The sequence below is a fragment of the Paenibacillus sp. UNC496MF genome (assembly GCF_900113915.1).
Taxonomy (GTDB): Bacteria; Bacillota; Bacilli; order Paenibacillales; family Paenibacillaceae; genus Paenibacillus_Z; species Paenibacillus_Z artemisiicola.
On sequence record NZ_FORE01000013.1, the window covers coordinates 75,219 to 95,570 of the forward strand.

17 protein-coding genes and 2 pseudogenes are annotated in these 20,352 nt (G+C 64.5%); 1 reads left to right on the forward strand and 18 read right to left on the reverse strand.

All coding sequences use genetic code 11. The annotated features are described in order from the left end of the window. Positions 1 to 90: 90 nt before the first annotated feature. The 5 genes from BMZ79_RS23395 to BMZ79_RS23415 form a co-directional block, all read right to left on the reverse strand. Positions 91 to 1,263: an ABC transporter permease gene (locus tag BMZ79_RS23395; protein WP_090644634.1), complete on the reverse strand. Its 1,173-nt coding sequence runs from the start codon at positions 1,261 to 1,263 to the stop codon at positions 91 to 93. Further along, entirely contained in the window at positions 1,229 to 1,960 is a 732-nt protein-coding gene (locus BMZ79_RS23400; protein WP_090644639.1) for an ABC transporter ATP-binding protein, read from the reverse strand. Before BMZ79_RS23400 ends, BMZ79_RS23395 begins: the two co-directional genes overlap by 35 nt. Beyond that, the gene (locus tag BMZ79_RS23405; RefSeq protein WP_090644642.1) at positions 1,960 to 3,468 is read right to left on the reverse strand and encodes an efflux RND transporter periplasmic adaptor subunit; all 1,509 of its coding nucleotides are present in this window, start codon (positions 3,466 to 3,468) and stop codon (positions 1,960 to 1,962) included. The genes BMZ79_RS23400 and BMZ79_RS23405 overlap by 1 nt, the downstream gene beginning before the upstream one ends. Then, a complete protein-coding gene (locus BMZ79_RS23410; RefSeq protein WP_143089055.1) occupies positions 3,465 to 4,232 on the reverse strand; it encodes a hypothetical protein in 768 nt (255 codons plus the stop codon). The genes BMZ79_RS23405 and BMZ79_RS23410 overlap by 4 nt, the downstream gene beginning before the upstream one ends. 176 nt (positions 4,233 to 4,408) lie before the next feature. Continuing rightward, a complete protein-coding gene (locus BMZ79_RS23415) occupies positions 4,409 to 5,182 on the reverse strand; it encodes a phytanoyl-CoA dioxygenase family protein (RefSeq protein ID WP_090644647.1) in 774 nt (257 codons plus the stop codon). Positions 5,183 to 5,320: 138 nt separating this feature from the next. Here BMZ79_RS23415 and BMZ79_RS23420 point away from each other — a divergent pair, with 138 nt between their 5' ends. After that, entirely contained in the window at positions 5,321 to 6,199 is an 879-nt protein-coding gene (locus tag BMZ79_RS23420; protein WP_090644650.1) for an AraC family transcriptional regulator, read from the forward strand. 460 nt (positions 6,200 to 6,659) lie between these two features. On the opposite strand, the gene BMZ79_RS23425 is transcribed toward BMZ79_RS23420, so the two are convergent. The 13 genes and pseudogenes from BMZ79_RS23425 to BMZ79_RS23485 form a co-directional block, all read right to left on the reverse strand. Then, entirely contained in the window at positions 6,660 to 7,241 is a 582-nt protein-coding gene (locus BMZ79_RS23425; protein WP_240546337.1) for a sigma-70 family RNA polymerase sigma factor, read from the reverse strand. Positions 7,242 to 7,544: 303 nt separating this feature from the next. Further along, entirely contained in the window at positions 7,545 to 7,943 is a 399-nt protein-coding gene (locus BMZ79_RS23430) for a hypothetical protein (protein ID WP_090644652.1), read from the reverse strand. A gap of 223 nt (positions 7,944 to 8,166) precedes the next feature. Further along, positions 8,167 to 8,823, reverse strand: a pseudogene (locus BMZ79_RS23435) (ABC transporter substrate-binding protein); the annotation flags it as partial. Continuing rightward, positions 8,816 to 9,205: pseudogene (locus tag BMZ79_RS23440) on the reverse strand (carbohydrate ABC transporter permease); the annotation flags it as partial. The pseudogenes BMZ79_RS23440 and BMZ79_RS23435, both read right to left, overlap by 8 nt. Before the next feature lie 387 nt (positions 9,206 to 9,592). After that, positions 9,593 to 10,606, reverse strand: coding sequence for a Gfo/Idh/MocA family protein (locus tag BMZ79_RS23445; RefSeq protein ID WP_090644655.1), 1,014 nt, complete (start codon positions 10,604 to 10,606; stop codon positions 9,593 to 9,595). Positions 10,607 to 10,637: 31 nt separating this feature from the next. After that, on the reverse strand, positions 10,638 to 11,720 hold the full coding sequence (locus BMZ79_RS23450; RefSeq protein ID WP_090644658.1) for a Gfo/Idh/MocA family protein: 1,083 nt from the start codon (positions 11,718 to 11,720) through the stop codon (positions 10,638 to 10,640). After that, entirely contained in the window at positions 11,713 to 12,405 is a 693-nt protein-coding gene (locus tag BMZ79_RS23455) for a hypothetical protein (protein WP_090644661.1), read from the reverse strand. Before BMZ79_RS23455 ends, BMZ79_RS23450 begins: the two co-directional genes overlap by 8 nt. Positions 12,406 to 12,413: 8 nt before the next feature. Continuing rightward, a complete protein-coding gene (locus tag BMZ79_RS23460; RefSeq protein WP_090644664.1) occupies positions 12,414 to 13,361 on the reverse strand; it encodes a sugar phosphate isomerase/epimerase family protein in 948 nt (315 codons plus the stop codon). A gap of 8 nt (positions 13,362 to 13,369) precedes the next feature. After that, positions 13,370 to 14,263: a carbohydrate ABC transporter permease gene (locus BMZ79_RS23465; protein ID WP_371263778.1), complete on the reverse strand. Its 894-nt coding sequence runs from the start codon at positions 14,261 to 14,263 to the stop codon at positions 13,370 to 13,372. Between the two features lie 2 nt (positions 14,264 to 14,265). Then, the gene (locus BMZ79_RS23470) at positions 14,266 to 15,171 is read right to left on the reverse strand and encodes an ABC transporter permease (protein WP_256253054.1); all 906 of its coding nucleotides are present in this window, start codon (positions 15,169 to 15,171) and stop codon (positions 14,266 to 14,268) included. A gap of 11 nt (positions 15,172 to 15,182) precedes the next feature. Further along, on the reverse strand, positions 15,183 to 16,775 hold the full coding sequence (locus BMZ79_RS23475; protein ID WP_090644667.1) for an extracellular solute-binding protein: 1,593 nt from the start codon (positions 16,773 to 16,775) through the stop codon (positions 15,183 to 15,185). Between the two features lie 210 nt (positions 16,776 to 16,985). Continuing rightward, positions 16,986 to 19,220: a helix-turn-helix domain-containing protein gene (locus BMZ79_RS23480; protein WP_177222292.1), complete on the reverse strand. Its 2,235-nt coding sequence runs from the start codon at positions 19,218 to 19,220 to the stop codon at positions 16,986 to 16,988. A 185-nt stretch (positions 19,221 to 19,405) separates the two neighbouring features. Continuing rightward, positions 19,406 to 20,314 carry a phosphotransferase family protein gene (locus tag BMZ79_RS23485; protein WP_090644671.1) on the reverse strand — a complete coding sequence of 303 codons (909 nt, stop codon included), beginning with the start codon at positions 20,312 to 20,314 and terminating at the stop codon, positions 19,406 to 19,408. Between the last annotated feature and the right edge of the window lie 38 nt (positions 20,315 to 20,352).

The window sequence follows — 20,352 nt, forward strand, 5'->3', positions numbered from 1 at the left end:
AAATATCCCCGTTCGGCCGCTAGATGCGCGCGTGACTTGCCCATGGGCGCGGGCAATGCCGCGCGAGCGACGCCGGGCGAGCGGCGCGCGCTATTCGAATCTAAGCGCCTCGATCGGCCGCAGGCTTGACGCCTTGTTCGCCGGGAAGAGGCCGAACACGACGCCGATGAACACCGAGAAGCCGAACGCGAGGCCCATGATCGGGATGGACACGACGACGGTCATGCTCGCGAACTTCTGCAGCAATTGCGCCGTCCCGAGCCCGATCCCGATGCCGAGCAGGCCGCCGAGGCCGCTCAGCGCGATCGATTCGATCAGGAACTGGATCATGATGTCCCGCTTCTTCGCGCCGATCGCCTTGCGGATGCCGATCTCCCGGGTCCGTTCCGTGACGGACACGAGCATGATGTTCATGATGCCGATGCCGCCGACGAGCAGCGAGATCGCCGCCACGCCGCCGAGCGCGAGCGAGAGCGTATCCGAGATGCTGCTGAACGAGTCGAGCAGGTCCTGCTGGTTGAACACGCGGTAGCTGTTCGTGTCGCCGCGGAACTTCTTGCCGAGCGCGGTTTCGAGCTCCGTCATGACGGCGTCCATCTTCTTCGGGTCCGCCACCTGCACGTTGATCGACTTGACCCCTTTGGACTTGAACAGCCGCTCGGAGGTCGTGATCGGGATGATGACGATCTCGTCGTTGGAGCCGGTGAGCGAGCTGCCCTTCGTCGCCAGCACGCCGACGACCTTGTAGCGCACGCCGTTGATCAGGAACGACTGGCCGACGACGTTCGTCGTGCCGAACAGGTCGGTCGCCGTCGTGGAGCCGAGCACCGCGATTTTCTGGTAATAATCGAGGTCGATCTGCGCGACGAACCGGCCCTGGGCCAGGCTGTAATCCTTCACGTCCATGTAGTCGGCCGTCGTCCCGACGACGCTGACGCTCGTGCTGTTGCTGCCGTTCTTCACGGTCGCGTTCTGCTGGTTGTACGGCGCGGCGAACTCGATGTCGGACGTGTTCGTGATGTCCTCCGCTTCTTTGTAATCGAGCGTCGTCTTGGAGCCGCGCCCCGTGATGCTGACGGTCAGCAGGTTCGTGCCGAGGCTCTGCACCTGGTCGGTGACCTGCTTCGTCGTGCCCTGCCCGACGCCGACGAGCGCGATGACCGCGGCCACGCCGATGATGATGCCGAGCATGGTGAGCAGGGAACGCATTTTGTTCGCCAGAATGCTTTTACCCGCCATTTTGAAGGCTTGCCCGATATTCACGACTGTCACCGCCTTCTTCGCTGATTTGGCCGTCCTGGATGCGAACGACACGTCTGGCCTGCTTGGAAATGGCGATGTCGTGCGTGATCAGAACGATGGTGTGCCCCTGCCGGTTCAATTCCTGCATGAGGCCCATGACCTCGGCGCCGGTGCGCGTGTCGAGCGCGCCCGTCGGTTCGTCCGCCAGCAGGATCGGCGGATTGCCCGCCAGCGCCCGCGCGATGGCGACGCGCTGCTGCTGGCCGCCGGAGAGCTCGCTCGGCTTATGCTTGACGCGGCCCTCGAGGCCGACCTTGCTTAGCGCCTCGATCGCCTGCTCCCGGCGCAGCTTGGCCGGCACGCCGCGGTAGATGAGCGGCAGCTCGACGTTCTCGAGCGCCGACAGCTTGCTGAGCAGGTTGAAGCCCTGGAAAATAAAGCCGATCTTCCGGTTGCGGATCTCCGCCAGCCGGCCTTCGCGCAGCCGGCTGACTTCTTCGCCGTCCAGCCAATACTTGCCCGAGCTCGGCGCGTCGAGGCAGCCGATGACGTTCATCAGCGTCGACTTTCCGGACCCGGAAGGACCGATGATGGCCAGGAAATCGCCGTGCTCGACGCGCATCGAAATCTCGTTCAGCGCGTGAACGGTCTCGCCGCCCATCTTGTACAGCTTCGACAGCGTCTCGATCCGGATGAGCGGTTCGCGTGCCGCTTCCATTAGCGCGTCCCTCCGCCCGCGCCGCCGCCGCCGCCCGTCGTCCGCGTAGCGGTCCGCCCGCCGCCTCCGCCTCCGGCGAAACCGCCGCCCCCGAAGCCGCCTCCGCCTCCGAAGCCGCCGCCTCCGATGGCCGCGCCTCCGAAGCCGCCGAGGCCGCCCCCGAAGCCAGCCTGCTGCTGGTTGGAAGAGGAGGACGTCACGACCGTCGGCAGAATGACGCGGTCGCCTTCCGCGAGACCGGTGAGCACTTCGATGTAATCCTCGTTATGAATGCCGACGGTGATGACCTTCGGCGTGCCGGTGCCGAAGCGGCTGCTCGCGCCGCTGGCCCCGCTGCGGTTATTGCCCGTGCCCGTGCGGCCGTAGCCGCCGGCGCCGAAACCCCCATAGCCGCCTTGAGCCCGGCCCCGGCCCCCGCCTTGCGCGCCGGCGTAACCGGCCTGGCCCCGGCCGCCGTAGCCGCCGCCCTGGCCGCCCGCCGCGCCTTGGCCGCCTGCCGCGCCCTGGCCGCCCGCCGCGCCTTGGCCGCCTGCCGCGCCTTGACCGCCTGCGGCCCCTTGGCCGCCTGACGCGCCTTGGCCGCCCGCCGCGCCCGTGCCTGCCGTTTCGGACGGCACGAACACCATGTACCGGCCGCCCAGCGACTGCACCGCGTCGATCGGCAGCATCAGCGCGTTTTCCTTCTTCTCGACTTCGATGCTCGCTTCGGCCGACATGCCGCTCTTCAGGCCGTCCGCCTTATCCAGCGCGACCGTCACGTCGAACGACGCGACGCCGTTGCTCGACGTGCCTTCGTCTGCGATCTTGACGACTTTGCCCGTGTACGTCTTGTCGGAGAGCGCTTCGACGGAAATCGTCGCGGACTGGTCCTTCTTCACCTTCGCGATGTCCAGCTCGTCGATGCCGACGACCATCTGCAGCTTCGCGTAATTGGAAATGTCGATCAGCTCGGCGGACGGATTGAGCGAGTCGCCCGCCGTCACGTTCAGCGCCGTTACCGTGCCGTCGATCGGCGCCGTAATCGCGCTGCCCGTCTCCGCGTCCTGCAGATCCGCGATGTTCTCGCGCGTCTGGTCGATTTGCAGCTGCATCTTTTTCAGATTCAGCTTGATGCTGTCGATGCTCGCGTCGTCCGTCGCCGTCTTCAGCTTGTTCTGCGTGTCCGACAAGTCAAGCAGCTGGCTCTCGAGGTTCAACTGCTCCGACTTGATCTTGTCGCCGTTGTCCTCGCCTTCGACCGTCAGGAGAACGTCGCCCTTCTTCACGACCGAGCCTTCCGCCACGTTGACCTTCTCGACGGTGCCCTGCCCGGTCGCTTTGACCGTCGCTTTGTCGATCGGCGCCAAGCTTCCCGTGCCGCTGACGCTCACTTCGATCGTCCCCTTCGTGACGCGCGTCGTCTGAACGGTCGGTGCCGGAGCCGCCGCCTTCGTGTCGCGCTTCATATAATAGAAGACGCCCGCGGCGACGATCAGCGCGCCGATGCCAAGCAGCCACCATTTTCTCATTGTCCGTTACCTGCCTTTCCCGCGCTGCCCATGTCGGCCGGATTGAATTGAAGCCGGATGTACCCAGCCGTCTTGTTGTCGGCGGCCAGCCAGACCATCAGCACGTCGCCCGCCTGCAGATCGGTCGCCTTCAGGGCGTCGGTCGTCATCCCGTTCTGCCCGCGGCCGAACTTCACGATCCGGGTGTCGGCGTTCACGGGTACGGTGGTCTGCGCGTCCTCGAATTTCATCGCGTTCATGAAGCCGCCTCCGCCGAACCGTCCGCCGCCCGCGCGGCCTTGGCCCTGGCTTTGTCCGCCGCCGTTCTGGCCGCCGGCCGCCGCGTCTTGGCCGTTCCCGGCTTGACCGTCCGGCGTCTGGCCCTGCGCGCCGTCGCCGTTCGTCTTGCCGCCGCCCTGCCAATGGCCGCGCTGGCCGCCGCCTTGGCCGCCTTGACCCTGGGCGCCGTCGCCCCCTTGCGGACGCTGGCCGCCCCGGCCGCCGCCGAACGACGGCATGTCCGCCGGCGACGTCGTCGACTTCTGCACGACGATCGCGTCGCCGGACACGCGGACCACCTTCGCGAAATAATCGGCCGTCCGGTCCGGCTGCTGCAGTCCGTTCGCGCCGCCGTCCGCGCCTTGCGCCGCGGCTTGTCCCGCGTTCGCCCCGTTCGCCGCCTGCCCGGCACCCCCGGATTGCGAATCGTCCTTGGCGCCGCATCCCGACAGCATGACCGAGATCAGCATCGCGGCCGCCATTAATTTAAGGCTTGAGCGTTCCATAACGTGGGGTTCCACCTCTTTCATGTATCGTCTATCGCCATTCACATTAGCAAAGCTACATGAAATCCGTGTGAAGAGCGCGTTCGCGCACGACGGCCGGCGGCAGGGCGGCACGCAAAAAAACCGGCGGGGAACGGTCGTCCCTGCCGGTTCTTGCGCGCTGCGGAAGCTGAGTATTACACGATGGTATATTCGGGATGCGCCTTGTCGAAATGCGGGTTCTCGCCGCATACCATCAAGCCCATGCCCCAGTCGAAGTGTTCCTTGGTCATCGGGAAATCCGTCGCGCTGCGATATTGGAACAGCACGTTGCGGCGGTTCCGCTCGCTGCGGTTCTGCGGGGAGCCGTGAATCGTCAGGTAGTTGAAGAACAGCACGTCGCCCGCTTCCGCGATGCACGGCAAGCCTTCGGATACCGGGTATTCCTTCGCGTTCAAGTAATGGCGGCCGACATGCGACAGCGGTCCTTGTTTGTGCGAGCCCGGAATGACGTGCAGGCAGCCGTTCTCGATGTTCGCGTCGTCCAGGTGCACGCTCGCCGCCAGCATCGTGTGCTTCTCGTGCGGGAAGTACGGGTAGTCCTGGTGCATCGGGAACGCGGCGCCGTTTTCCGGCGGCTTCACGAGCATCTTGGAGTGGTGCAGCTGCACGTTCGGACCGATCAGCTGCGACAGCACGGCCGTCATGTTCGGATGAACGAGCGCGCGCAGGAACGAAGCGTCATGGTAGTGCACGTCGTGGAAGCCTTTCAGCACGAGCTTCTTCAGCTCTTCCGGCGGGAGAAAATCGCCCTGCCACTGCGCGTTGTGGTCGCGGTTCGCTTTCGCGGCGCGATCGATGATGCTGCCGACGGCGCGCCGCATCTCTTCGACTTCCTGTTGATTGAACACGCCCTTGACGAGCAGGTAGCCCTCTTCATTGTAAAAATCGACGTCTTGTGGTTTAATCATCCTCGTAGCCTCCTGAGATCGAAATCGCTTTCCTATGGCTTTATTGTAGCGAATTCAAGGCTTTTCGATCTTTAGCGGGAGAAGCCATGTTTTTGTCTTTTGAGGACAATATTTTGGGCGAAAGGAAGCGCGCTTGCGATGTACTTGTGGAACGAAACCGATATCTGGCTCAACCAGTTCGCGCTGCGGCCCCGCACGGACGACGCCGTGTTCACCGTCCACTACTGGGGCGTGAGCGAGCATCTCATGTCCAACTTCCTGCACAAACATTCGTTCTTCGAGATCTGCTACGTGCTCGGCGGGCGAGGCACCTACCTCGACGACGGCACGCTGTATCCGCTGTCCAAGGGGGCGCTGTTTTGCTCCCGGCCGGGCGTCACGCACTACATTGAATGCGAACCGGAGCTCGCGATCCTGTTCGTCGCCTTCGAGCTCGAAGAGAGCGAAAGCTCCGAGTCGGCGCGGGCGGCGTTCCAGGCGCTGGCCGCGGCGGAGACGGTCGTCGTCCAGGACGGCGACGAGCTGGCCGCCGCCCAGCTGTGGCGCGCCCTGCTCCGCCGTTCCGGCGAGCGCGCGTCGCTGCCGGAATCGGTGCTGACGCCGCTCGCCGCGTCCCTGCTGCAGTCGCTGCCCTCCGTCTTCGCGAAGCCGGCCCAGCCGGAACGGACCGCGCCGCGCCGCAGCGCCTCCGCCCTGCTGAAGCAGGCGAAGCTGTTCATCACCGACAACCTGAGCGACGAGGACCTTTCGCTCGAGAAGGTCGCGGCGCAGGTCAGCATCTCGCCCCGGCATCTGTCGCGGCTGTTCGCCTCCGGCGTGCACGAATCGTACACGCTGTACGTGCGCAAACAGCGGATCCGCCGGGCCGCCGAGCTGCTGCGGTACACCGACCGCTCGATCAAGGAGATCGCGGAAGCGACGGGCTTCGGCTCCGTGCATTATTTCACGCGGACGTTCAGCGACCTGATGAACGTGCCGCCGGGCCGGTTCCGCGAGGACGCGCGGCTGCATGATTGAGCCGGGCGCGGACATGAGCGCTCCGGCCGATTCCCGATACGCAGACCCTTCAACCATCCGGACGCACGTGCCGCTATTACGGCCAATCCGCCTACTTCACCATGCGAGCGGCCATACGTTCCGCTATTTGATCTCGCGGCCTGCATCTCAGTGACTTGCGGGCACGATAGCTGCATCTGTGTCCGCCGAATTCCAGATCGGCACGTATTCGAGGAATAGCGGATCTCCCGTCCGCTCGGACATCGGGCGAAACTTCGTTCGCTCGGTGCGCCCCATGCTGCTCGACCCAACCTGCCCGCCCTTGCGCGATGGCCAACGCGTTCCCTCGTCATGCGCTCGCTCGCAGCATCCGACTCCCCTTTTCGCGCCTCGCGCCCCGCTGTCCGCAGACGCAAAAAAAGCGTGTCAAATCGGTAACCGATTTGCACGCTTCTTGAACATAAAAGTCCGGAGCCTCGAATCAAAAGAAGTTAAACAGCAGCAGCGAGTAAATGACGAGCATTTTGCCCCACCGTTTCTTCATGAACTCCTTGCCGCGGTGGATGCGCGACTTGACCGTGTTGACGGGAATGTTGTTCGCCCGGCCGATGTCCTCCATGGACATCTCCAGCACGTAGCGCTGGTACACGACGGTCTTGTACTTCTCGGGAAGCTTCTCGATCATCCCCGCCATCGTGGAGGCGAGCTCGCGTTCGATCACTTCGCCTTCCGGCGTCAGGGACGCGTGCGGAATGACGTCGTGCAGGGATAAATGCTGGTCGGAATGGGCCGTTACGGGCTGGTCCAGCGGGAGCGGCGGTGTTTTGCGGCGGCGCAGCAAATCCAGGCATACGTTCTTGCCTATGTGAAAAATCCACGTCGAAAACCGTTTGTTCTCGTCGAAGCGGTTCAGGTTCAGGTACACCTTCAGGAAGGTTTCCTGCACGACGTCCTCGCACTCCGTCTTGCTCCGCAGGATGCGATGCGCCATGTGAAACAGCTTATCCTTGTAGAGCTCGACCAGCTTATTGAAGGCCGTCTCGTCCCCTTGTCTCGACAACATCACTAACTGTGCCTCGTTCACCGCGATTCTCCTTTGCCACCCGTCATCCATCTCCCTGTATTATACCTGATAACGGGCGAAAAAAGAAACGCATCTCCGCCGGAGATGCGTTTTAGATGCGGGATGCGTTTTTTGCCGGCCCGCCCCGCCCCGGCGCGCGCCCGCGGCCGCGGATCGCGCGCTTGCGGTCCGCTCGCCGCAGCCGCTCTGCTTATACGCCTGCATCGGATCGGCGGCAGTCCCGCTTCCTCGCGGACGGCGTGCAGCAGCGGCGTTTCGATGCTGAGCGCCCGCAGCCGCATGCTAGGATACGCGCTGAATCTTGAACGCGAACGTCCACTTCGCCGTGTTGCCGGAGTAGCGGCCGCGGTTCTCCGTGACGGTGACCGACAGCGCCTTGTCGAGGCTCTTCGTCACCGACGAGACCTTCACCGCGGCGCTCGCCTGGCCGTCGTCCGGATATTTGTCCTGTTCCTGCGCCTCGGCGAGCAGCTTGATCGCATCCGTCGATTTCACGTTCAACGTAACCGAGCCGCCTTCCGGCACCTCTTTGCCGTTGACGTAGCCGCCGGTCCGCCACTCGTTGCCGACGTGATCGTTCTGCGCCAGCGTCGCGCGGACGAACGTCACCTTGATCTTGGCCGTCTTGGACGCGGCCGTCACGGGCTGCGCCGCGAGCAGCAGCGCGGGAATCAGCAGCATGGCCCTTTCGTATCGCCTTCAATCGCATGACCTCCCACTATACGGGTATAATAGCGAACTTTCCCATTATAAGGCAATGACGTCGAAGCCGCAGCAAATATTTCGTTTTCCGAATGCCGACGTTTAGGCCTATTCCCGCACGACGGCACCACAATAAACGGCGTCCCCCGCACCCGGCGGGAAACGCCGTTTCGCCTCCGTTGTCGCGCGCCCGCGCTTCGAGCTACTCGACCTTGATCGCGTTATAGAACTTCTCCTGCATCTTCTTCGCGGACGCGTCGAGCGCCGCCTTGACGTCGACGTTCTTGTTCGAGAACACCGACTGCACGTTCAGCGTCATCTCCGCGTAGTAGTCCTGCGTGTTGAACTGCGCCTCCGGCTTGCCGTCGAGCAGGCTCATGATGTCCGGGCTGTATGGGTACACGTTGTCGTACTTCGCGTACACCGCCTTGACCTTCCGGCCGTATTCGGAATCGTCCGTGAAGTATTGGATGACCGGCGGCACGAAATATTTGTTGTCCGTCTTGCGCTGCTGGATGCTCGCCTCGACGGACTCCAGGCCCTTGTCGGAGAAGTAGTCGAACGTCGCGTACTTGAACGCCGTCTCCTGCTCCTCCTTCGCCGCGTTCGGGTTGATGACGAGGAAGTCGCCGCCGAGCACGCCCGTATGCTTGCCGCTCGCGTCCATCTTCGGCATCGGATAGACGAGGATGTTCTCCGGCTTCATGCCGCCTTGGTTCAAGCCTTGATCGACCGGGCCGTCCGGACCGGCGATGACCATCGCGGTACGGCCCTGCGCCCACGCGCCGACCGCGTCGCCCCAGCCGAGCGCGAAGTCCTTCGGAATCGCGTTCGCTTCCCAGGCGAGCTTATGGTAGAAGCCGCCAACGCCACAGCCCGTACAGGACGACGACCGGAATGACGTTCGGCAGGTAGGCGGCCACGCGGACGAAGCCCTGGAACCGCTTCAGCTCGGAGATGGAGATCGCGAAGACGATCGGCACCCAGAAGCCGATGACGAGGCAGAGGAACATGTAGTACAGCGTGTTCTTGACGGCCGTCCGGACGTCCGGATCGCGGAACACCGTCTTGTAGTTGTCGAACCCGGCGAACGAATTGCCCTTGACGAAGTCAACGTGATAGAAGCTGTAGACGAAGCCTTTGACGATCGGCATCCACAGGAACATCGCGAAGACGACGGCGGCGGGCACGATGAACAGATACGCCCATAAATGCTTGCGAAGTCGCGCGGTGATCCGCATAGTGTCCCCTCTTTCATGCTCTTCCTCGGAAGGAACGGGCCGCCGGCCCGCGGGGCCGGATCGGCCGTTTCTTCCGTACCTCCCCATTCTAGAGGCGGCGGGCGGGACTGAACATGTGCGGTTCTATGGGGATCATGGGCGATCTTACTTCTTATTCCGCGCGAGCGGACCGGACTCGTCCGCCGCTGCCGGCGTACTCCCATCGTACCATCTCCGGGCCGGGTTCGTCTCATGAACGGCAGCCGTTCGCCGCCGGCTGCAGCCGCGCCGTCTAGCCGTTCGCCGGCAAGCATCGCGGCACGGCAAAGAGGCAGCCGGTTTTCCCGGCTGCCTCCCTCGCGACATGATCGTCCGCTCGTTCCGTGACTCGGCGCTTCGTACGCCTCGTTATTCCCCCGCCTCTTGCTCCAGCTCGTCCAGCCTGACCGCCCGGCCCGAGCGGGCGGAGCGGTTGGACGCTTCCATCAGCCGGGTCAGGTCGAACGCCGTCTCGAGATTGCGCGCGCCCGCCTCGAGGCCGCTTCCGCCGATCCGCGCCACCCACTGCTCGAAATCGGACGGCAGCGCCTCCGGCAGCGGCCATTCGGCGACCGGATTGTCGCCGTTCGCCAAGCTGGCGACGATCAGCTTGCGGGAGTGAAGCGAATAGCTCAGGCTCCCCTCGGTGCCGTGCGCTTCCAGCGTGAACGGCGACAACGGATTGACGAAGCCGGCTTCGACGATGCCGATCGCCCCGTTCGCATAGCGCAGCACGACCGCCGCGTTGTCCTCCGCTTCCCGGCCGGTCACGTAGCCGTAGCTGGCGGAGACGCTCTCCGGCATGCCGAGCAGCAGGCGCGTCAGCACCATCGGATGGCAGCCGAGATCGATCATCGCCCCGCCCGCGCTTTCGGCCAGGCGGTAGAAGTGCTCCGGCAGTCCGGACGCCGACAGGGCGCCCTTGTGGGCCAACCGCGCGCGCACCTGCGTCAGCCTGCCGAGCAAGCCTTGCGAGGCGACCTCCTGCGCCGCAAGCGCGAACGGCATGTTCAGCCGAGGCAGCGAGACCGTCAGCTGCACGCCGGACGCGCGGACGTCCGCCAGCAGCTCGCGGCATTCCCGGACGGTCGGCGCCAGCACCTTCTCCGTGAACGCATGCTTCCCCGCCCGGGCCGCGGCCCCGATGACGGCGCGGTGCATGGCCGTCGGCGCCGTCACGATGACGGCGTCGATGTCCGGCCGCGCCAGCAGCTCGGCCAGCCCGGCGTAATACGGGACGCCGCGCGCCTCCGCCTCCGCGCGGCCGCGCGCCGGATTCTCGTCCCATACCGCCGCGACCTCGGTGTCCGGATGCCGCTCCGCCTGCAGCGCGTAATCCTTGGCATGGACATGCCAGAAGCTCAATATCGCGATCCTCATCATCGGACTCGCTCCTTTCCATCCTCCGGTTGGCTCAGTCGAAATAGACCGCGCGTCCGGTACGGTTCGATTCGTAGACGGCTTCGATGATCTCCGACACGACGCATGCCTGCTCCGGCGTGACGACCGGCTGCGTGTCGTTCAGGACGGCTTCGATCCACAGCCGGATCTCCCGGTCGTGCATGCTTTCCTTGCGTCCCGTGAAGAAGTCGGCCCCCTTGACGTCGAATTTCACTTCGTTCTCGTACAGCCGTCCGTACTTCTCGCCGTTCAGGCGCAGCCGGTCCTTCACGTCCGCGCCGCCTTCGGTGCCGCACAGCGTGTAGCGGGCTTCCAGCGTGTCGACCATGTTGATCGCCCAGCTCGACTCCAGCATGACCGTCGCGCCGTTCTTCATGACGACCATGCCGAACGCCGCGTCCTCGACGGTGAACGTCTCCGGGTCCCAGGAGCCGCCGGCGTTGGCCGCGCCCTTGCGCGGCGCCAGCTTGCGGTACGACGTGCCGAGCACGGCGCGCGGCTCGTAGTTGTCCATCAGCCACAGCGTCAGGTCGAGCGCGTGCGTGCCGATGTCGATCAGCGGGCCGCCGCCCTGCTTCTCCCGATCCAGGAACACGCCCCAGGTCGGCACGCCCCGCCGGCGCAGCGCGTGCGCCTTGGCGAAATAAATCTCGCCCAAGTCGCCGTTCGCGCAAGCCTGCTTCATGTATTGGCTGTCCGGCCGGAACCGGTTATTGTAGCCGATCGTCAGCTTCTTGCCCGTGCGCCGGGCCGCCTCCGCCATGCGGCGGGCGTCGGCCGCCGTCTTCGCCATCGGCTTCTCGCACATCACGTGCTTGCCGGCTTCCAGCGCCGCGATGGATACCTCGGCGTGGGCGTCGTTCGGCGTGCAGACGTGGACGACGTCGATCGAGCCGTCCAGCAGCAGCTCGCGGTAATCCGCGTAGACGCGGGCGCCGGGCGCGCCGAACTTCTCCGCGGCCTGCTCCGCCCGCTCGGCCGCGATGTCGCTGAACGCGCTCAGCTCGACGTGGGGCAGCTTGCTCAGCGAGGGCAGATGCTTGCCGTTCGCGATCGAGCCGCAGCCGACGATGCCGACTTTCAAGCGGTCACGCATGGGCCGAATCCTCCTTTCGCAGGGCTTCTTTGATGTCCGCCAGACAGTTCTGAATGCGCAGCGGAACCTCCTTGCGCAGCTCCGGCCATGTCGTATACAACGACGGATCGATGCGATATTCCTCGAATTCCATCGAAGGCTTGAAGCGGAACGTCTTCAAGTACCGCTCCACGAGCCGGTTCGTCTCGTCGTCGGTCGAATAGACGCCGTCGAACGGACCGGTGACGAGCAGCCCCCGCCGGCCGGCGGTCTCGTCCGTGGCGACCATCAGATCGGGCAGCAGGTAGAACATGTCGGCCTGCGGCATGAACGCGTGCTTGCCGGGTTGGGAATACAGCTTGACGTGCGTGCCGTCGACGAGGTTGCTGCGGTCGCGCAGCAGCCCTTTGAAGTGCGTGCCGTGGAAGCTGGCGTCGCAGTCCAGCACCTCGCCGTCCCGGCCGACGTACACCCACACGTGCTCCAGCTCGTACAGATGCTGGATGTCGTAATCCCAATAGATCGCGTATTCGATGATGCATTGCAGGTTCGGGTCTTTGAATTCGAACGTGCGGCGCGTCGACGGGGAAGGTCCGGACGCCTCCAGCATGGTAATGCCCACGCGGACGGGGAAGAACGGCTCGTTGCGGTCGAAATACAGATAAGGGGCATAGGTTGCGATCCAGTCGGCGTTCCAATTCGTCATGGTTTGCTTCATCCTTTCAATGCGGTTAGTTTGTTCGCGATGAGCGCGTGGCTTCGCGCGATGTCGTCCGGCTCGCAGGCGGCCTTCAGCTCGTACACCTTGATCGGCGCGCGATCGATGACCGGCAGGAACCGGTCGAAATAAACGTCGTCCCCGCTGTGCACGTACGGGCACCAGTGGTCCGACAGCCCGATCGTCTCGTGGATATGCACGCCGACGATAAGCGGACCGACGTCCGGCAGATCCTGCGCGTTGTCGTACAGCCCCATCCGTTCCATCATCATGGCGTGGCCGATATCGTACCAGAGGCCGACCGGCCCGCCTTCGAGGCCGCGGATGAGTTCGCCTGCTTCCCGCAGGGTCGGGATCTGATAACAGCGCGCCCGCGTCTCGATGCCCACGGCGACGCGGTAGCCGCTTCGGGCGATGAATTCGCACGCCTCCTCCAGGCTCCGCCGGATGCGCGCCAGGTATTCGGGCGCGAGCCGGGCCCGCCGCTCCGCCATCTCCGCCCACAGCGCGGCATAGGCGTCCGAATCCCTACCTTGCTCGCGGTAGATCCGCTTTAATTCCGCATCGACGTTCGTCTCGAACGGCACCTCGCCGGGATGGACGACCACCGCCCCCGCGCCGTAGCGGTCGGCGTATTCGATCGACTGCTTGAGCAGCTCCACCGCATGCTTGCGCTTCGCTTCGTCCGCGTAGCCGAGCATGAGCGAATCCGTGTCGAAATCCTTGTCGTTCGCGAACGGAAACGCGTGATGCACGCTGGAGACGCGGATCTCGCCCGCCTCGATCATCGGCTCGATCGTCGCCAGCTGCGCGCGCGTCACGTTGTAATTGAGCTCGACGCTGCCGAACCCGAGCGCCCGGATCCCTTCGATCATGCCGCGCCCGTCGTCCGGATGCTGCTTGATGTTCCAGCAGGTGGAGAACGAAAATCCATCGGTGTTCATCCGTGCCTCTACTCCTTTACCGAGCCCAGCATCGCGCCGGAGATGAAATATTTTTGCAGCCACGGGTACACGATCAAGATCGGCACCGTGGCGAACATGATGCTCGCCGCCTTGATGCTCTCCGGCATGATCGCGACGAGCTGGTCGCCCTGCGTCGACAGCGGATCGTTGGTCATGCTGTTCATGACGACCTGGTACAGCTTGAGCTGAATGGGGTACAGCTTCGGGTTCGTGATGTACATCAGCGCGTCCATGAAGCCGTTCCACCGGCCGACGGCATAGAACAAGCTGAGCGTCGCCAGCGCCGGCAGCGAGAGCGGAAGCACGATCCGCGTCAGCGTGCGGAAGTGGCTGCTGCCGTCCATCTCCGCCGCCTCCGTCAGGCCTTCCGGCAGCGAACGGAGGAACGTGATCAGAATGATCAGGAAGAACGGATTGATGATCGCCGGCAGAATCAGCGAGCCGATGTGATTCGTCAGATGCAGGCTCCGGATGAGCAAATAATCGGGGATCGTCCCCCCGCTGAAAAACATCGTGAACAGGATCAGGAACATGACGATCTTCTTGCCGCGCAGCCGCTTCGACAGCGGGTAGGCGGCCGCGATCGTCAGCAGCATCGCCAGGCACGTGTAGCTGACGGTCAGCACGACCGACACCAGCAGCGCCCGGAGCATCGTGTCGTCCCGGAAGACGATCCGGTAGGCGTCGACGTTCCAGCCGAGCGGCAGAATCGTCACGTCGCCGGACAATATGGCGCGGTTCGAGCTGAGCGACATGGAGGCGATATGCAGCAAAGGAGCTAGGCACAGGATGACGAGCGCGGCGATCAGCACGGCGTTGACTGTCTCGAACAGCCGGCCCCCGCCGCTTCGGCCCGCCATCCGTCGCGCGTTCTCGGCCATCGTCAGAAAACTCCGTTCTCGGTTATTTTTTTGGCGAGATAATTCGAACCCAGCAGCAGCACGATGCCGACGGCCGCTTGGAAGAGGCCGACCGCCGTGGCCGTCGAGAACTGCGCCGTCTGAATGCCCGTCTTGTACACGAAGGTGCTGATGACCTCCGAGAAATCGCGCACGCTCACGTTGCCGAGGACGAAGGGCCGGTCGAAGCCGATCTGGACGAGCTCCCCGATCTTCAGCACGAGCAGGACGACGATCGTCGGCCGGATGCCGGGCAGCGTCACGGACCAGATCCGGCGCAGGCGCCCAGCCCCGTCGACGGCGGCGGCTTCGTACAGCTCGGCGTTGACGCCGGCGATGGCGGCCAGGTAGACGATCGTGCCCCAGCCCGCGCTCTGCCAGACGCCGACGGCCAGATACGTGACGAGCCAGTCGTACTTATCGGTCAGAAACGGTATCGGCGCGGCGCCCAGCCGTCCGAGCAGCTCGTTGACGATGCCCGAGTTGGTCGCGAACACCTGGTACATCATCCCGCCGATGATGACCCAGGACAGGAAGTGCGGCAGGTACAGCGCCGTCTGCGCGAATTTCTTGAACCGCCGGCCGGCCAGCTCGTTCAGCAGCAGCGCCAGCACGATCGGCGCCGGGAAGGAGACCAGCAGGTCCAGCAGGTTCAGCAGGAAGGTGTTCCGCAGCGCCTCGTAGAAGCCGCTCATGCCGAAGATTTCCCGGAAGACGTCCAGTCCGACCCAGGGACTGCCCGTAATGCCCTTGAACAGGTTGTAGTCCTGGAACGCGATGAGAATGCCGTACATCGGACCGTACTTGAAGATCAGGAAGTAGGCGAGCGGCAGAACCAGCAGCGCGTACAGCTGCCAATTCCGAGCGAAATAAAGCCGTTTATTGGACACGCCGTTCACCTCTATTTGTTCAAGCTCTTGAATGCCTCCGTGCGCTCCTTCACGATCTCGTCGCCGCCGCTCGCCATGTAATCCTTCAGCAGGTCGTCATACGTTTTGTCGAAATCGGCCGGCTTCGCCATGATGCTCTTGACGATCAGCTCGTCGTATTTGTCCTGCAGCGTCGGCATGTACTTCGTCTCGGCTTCGATCGGCGTCGTAAAGTTCGCGTAGTTGACCGTGTCCGTCAGCGACATGCGGTAGGCGTCGATCACGTGCTGCCGGAACGGTTCGGGCACCGAGGCCGCGGCCGCTTCCCAGTTCTTCTCGTCGCTGCCGAAATCCTCGCCTTGCGTAATCATGGCGATGTCGTTCGCGTTGTACATCCGCTTGCTCGTCTCGTCGGAGCCGCTGCGCTGCGGGAGTCCGTTCACGAGCGTGTAATCCTCGCCTTCGACGCCGTTCAAGACCGTGAACAGCACGTCCTTCTGCGCCATCCAGTCGAGATACTTGATCGCTTCCGCGCCGCGCTTGCTCGCGGCCGGCACCATGAGGAAGAAGCCCGTCGGATCGTACTCCGGCTTGATATGCTTGCCGGCGTCGTTCGTATACGGATCGACCGGCGCGAGGTCGGCGCCCGGCACGTTCTGCGCCAGCACCTTGGCGATGCCCGGCGTGTCGTTGTAGCTGTTGCCGAGGTTGTCGCTGTACATGCCGACTTTGCCCGTCATGGCGTCCTGGAACAGCTGCTTCTCGTCCTTGTCGAGGGAGAAGTCCGGGCTCATCAGCCCTTCGGCGTACAGCTTGTTCAGGAACCGGACCGCGTCCTTGTGGCCGGGCAGCAGCACCGGGTAGCCCAGGCTTTCCGACAGCGTGTAGCGCTGTTCGTCGCTCAAGCCGTCCTGGATGAACGACCAGACGATCGGCTCGATGGAGGCGGGCGTCAGCGAGAAGCCGAGCGGAATGACCTTGCCGCCCGTCTGGCCGGGATCCTTCTCTTTGAACGCCTTCAGCGTCGCGTACACCTCGTCGGTCGTCTGCGGCATCGGCAGGTTCAGCTTGTCCAGCCAGTCCTTGCGAATGAGGTTCTCGTACTTGCCCGTGTTGACGCGCAGCCCCGGGAGCGAATACTGCACGCCGTCCACCTTGCCGCGGTCGAGCGTGGAAGCCAGGTACGTCTTCAGGTTCGGGCCGTATTGGTCGAGCAGGTCGTCGAGCGGGAGCAGCCCGCCGTCCTTGGCATAGCCGTACGAGGTCAGCACGTTCGTGTTGGCGAACACGATGTCCGGGGCATCGCCGCTCGACATCATGACGTTGACCTTGTCGGTGGCGTCGGTGCGCGGAATCGGCACGAACTCTACTTTAATGTTGTTCGGGTCGCCGAAGTTCTTCTGCACGTATTGCGTCCAATAGTTGTCCGTGACCGTGACCCCCGCGGGCGAATTCCCCCGGTCGAAAATGCCGACCTTCAGCGTGACCTGCTTCGTCTCCGTCGCGCCGCCGGCCGGCGCGGCCGCGGCGTTGCCGCCGGCCTCGTTCTTCGCCTGCGAACATCCCGCCGCCAGCACGGCCGCCGCCACGAGCGCCAGCATGGAACCGCGTGCTTTCCTTCTCATAACCTCCAAACACCTCGCTATCGTATTTTGGACTGCACCCCGAGTGTAGCGGCGGGGAGCGGGAGGCGGCAATTTACACGTTTCCGCGCGCCATACCAAACGTCGGATTCGTCGCCGCGGCCGCGTTTCCGGCGGAACCAACCTTATTCGGCCGCTATACGAAAGGTCGAAAAACCGCCGGTTCCGGCGGTTTTTCGGGCGTGCGGGGATTCAGCACTCGTGTCCGATTCTCCCGCGCAGCATCTGCCGGCGGTAGTCCCCGGGCGAGACGCCGACCGTCTTCTTGAAGATGCGGCCGAAGGAGATGGCATGCTCGTAGCCGACTTGGCGGGCGATTTCGTGAATGGACGTTTCCGTCTCCAGCAGCAGCGCCTGCGCCTGCCGGACGCGCAGCCCGATCAGGAAGTCGACGAATTTGACGTCGAACCGGTCCTTGAACAGCTGGCTGACGTATTTCCCGCTGATGCCGAACCGGTCGCTGATGTGATTCAAGGACAGGTCGGGGTTCGCGAAGTTCGCTTCGATATACGTTTTGACGTCGAAAATCAAGTGAAACGGACTGCCGGCTTCCAGAATCGCGGCGTACCGACCGTACAGCTCCCGCAGCAGCGCGCCGTACCGTTCGCGGATTTCCCGCATCGTCCACGACTCCCGGAGCGCCTCGGCCAAGCTCGGCATGGTGACGCCATGCCAATATTCGTTGATTTCCGGCGAGATCTCTTCCATCTCCCGCGCGAACCGGTGAGTCAGATAGTTCAGCAGCAGCTGCAGCTCCTCGTTCCGCAGCACCCGCTTCTCCAGATGATCGAAGATCCGGGCAAAATCGGCCTCCCACGCCGGCGACGGGATCCGGAAATGATGGACCATGTCCTCCAGCCAGCGGAAACAGTTCGAGTCGACGCGGTGCTCCTTGTCCCGGATCTCCCGGTAGAGAAGCAGCCGGTCGTTCCCCGCGGTCATCTTGTACTGCAGCGCCGAGAGCGCCTCGGAGAAGGAGGCCTTGACGCCGGCCACGTCCGCCGCCGCGGAGCCGAGGCCGATGGTGACCGTAAACGCCAGCTCGCGCCCGGCCCGCATCCGCAGCTCGTCCAGCATGCCGCGTACCGGCGGGAGCTCGCCGGGCGGAGACGGCGACGGCGCTTCCCGGATCAGGATCGCCAGCCGGTCGCCGGAGATCCACTCCAAGCCGAGGACGCAGGCCGCTTCATGCGCGGCCCGGAGCGCCTCCGCTTCCAACCGCCGCTTGTCGTCCAGCAGCGCCTGGCGGTTCTGCCGCATCCGCGGCACGTACTTGTCGATCTCCGCGATCGCGACCGCGATCCCGCGGGGATCTTCCGGCAGCCCGAGCAGCCGGGCGTACTCGGCCCATTCCTCCGCGGACGGCCCCTGCCCGCCGTCCTGCAGCTCCGCGAACAGCCGGCCGCGCGCGGCGATCGCGTTCTTCTCGGCCTGCTGCCGGTCGATGAGAGCCATGCGGCTCAGCATCGTATCGAAGGCGCTCTCGATGAGCATGAACTCGTCGCCCGCCGCCTCGCCGCGCTCGCCGCCGTACGTCGAGACCCGGCGCACCATCCGTTCGATGGGCCGGTAGTTCCGGCGGGTCATGTAGAGGATGAACGCGACGATGGCCGCGAGTCCCGAAAGGATGACCGCCAGCGGCAGCAGGGCGCGGCGGGCGGCCTGGGCGGCCAGATTCACGCCGGCCGTGCCGCTCGCGAAGCGCCAGCCGATATAGTCGGAGCGCAGGCGGGTCAGCGTCCCGCTCCTGATGGAGGCGGGGGGTCCGGTCGAATAGAGCGGCTGTCCGTCGCCGTCCGCGATATCCATATAGTTGGGCGTGCCGCTTCTCTGCTTCGCGGCCGCGGCGAGCAGCGCGTCCGCCTTCACGTTCAGCACGACGAGCCCCTGATTATGGGGCGCGTTCTTCACGATCGAGATGATCCGCTCCGGCGGGTCGATCAGCGGGAATTCGCTGTAGGTACGCACCGCCGACCAATGATCGGCGCGCGGCTTCCCCTCCAATTCGAGCAGGAACGGCTTGTCCGGAAAATCGTCCAGCGCCTGCCGGTAGCCGCCGGTCAGGACCGTCCGGTCGCGCTGCCGGTAGAAGTACACCGAGTGGATCAGCGGGTTGTTGCGGATCTTGGCAATCTGTCCGGACGCTTGGTAAGCGGCCAGCTTGGAGCTGCCGGAGGGGTCGTTGAAGAAGCCGTCGATCGCTTCGTTGTTGACGAGTTGATTGGCGAGCATCAGCTCGATGTCCTTGAGGGAAGACGTCATGCCGTCTTGGACGCGCTCCGCGTACGCGCGGTTCGACTTCTTCATATCGGCGGCCGCGTTGGCGTACGTCACGGCGTAGACGCCTCCGCTGATGACCGCGCCGGCGATGAACAGGATGGCGAAGTGGGAAAACAGCAGTCGTTTGTACCATTTTTTCGTATCCATTTCAACCTCAACTTTCCAATCGGTCTTGTCGGCGGCCGCTCCCGGAGCGTCGCGAGGCCGGCCAGTTGTCCCCATGATAGACCCGGTATGTTATCCCAGTGTTGCGGGCGGTCTCTTTACGGAAACGCAAAAAAACCGCTTCGTCCAGCGAAGCGGCTTTGCGCGGCATGCGTAAACGGATCTGCCTAGAGATAGCCCGACACTTGTTCGGCGTTGCCGCGCATATCCTCGGCGCGTCCGCGAAACGCGCTGTAGGCGATATGGTCGAGCCCGATGTGGAGCAGGCAGGCGAGCAGGCGCTCCTCCATCCGCGGCGGGGGGCCGCCGTGCTTCGCCCGGTGGCGGTCCAGCAGCGCCGGCAGGTCGAGGCCCCGCCAATGCGGGAACCAAGGCTGCCAATACAGGAAGAGCGCCTGGTCGTAAAGCGGGTCGCCGTAGAACGCGTTCCCCCAATCGAACACGCCGGTCACCCGCCCGCCGTCGACCAGCACGTTGCGGTTCAGCAGATCGTTGTGCACGAGTCCCCGGCATTCCGGCAGCCGCGGGGCCAGCTCGCGAAGCTTCGCCGCGCCGGCGTCGAAGACGGCCGCCTCCCGCGGCGAGGCGGCCAGCTTCTCGCGCCAGCCCGCGAGCCGATCCCGGGGCCCGGTCACCGCCAGCAGCTCCTCGCCCCAGCTCGGTCCTTCCCCCTCCGGGCGCCACAGTCCGGCGGCTTGCGTGCCGGCGAGATCCGCCTCCTGCAGCCCGCGGAGCCCGTCGAGCAGCAGCGGCAGCGCTTGCTCCAGCTCCGGTCCGTCCAGCTCTTCGAGATGCTTCGTCCCCCGGACGCGTTCGGAGACGGCGTAATAGCCGCTCTCCGTCTCGCCGAGCTCGAGCACCCGCGGAATCGGCAGCGCGGCCGTCGCATACGCGCCCATGGCGCGGTCCTTCTCGAAGTCGGCCCGGTAGGCGCCGAAGCGAATGACCGTGTCGCGGCCGTCGAGCACGAGCGCGTAAGCGCTCGACCAGCCGCCCGACGCGAGCGGCGCGAGCGATCGGGCGCGTTCGCCGAATCGGGCCTGCACGAAGCGTTCGGCGGTTTGCGGATCTGTCATGGGGAATTCCTCCTTCTCGCGGCTGCCGTCGGCAGCGG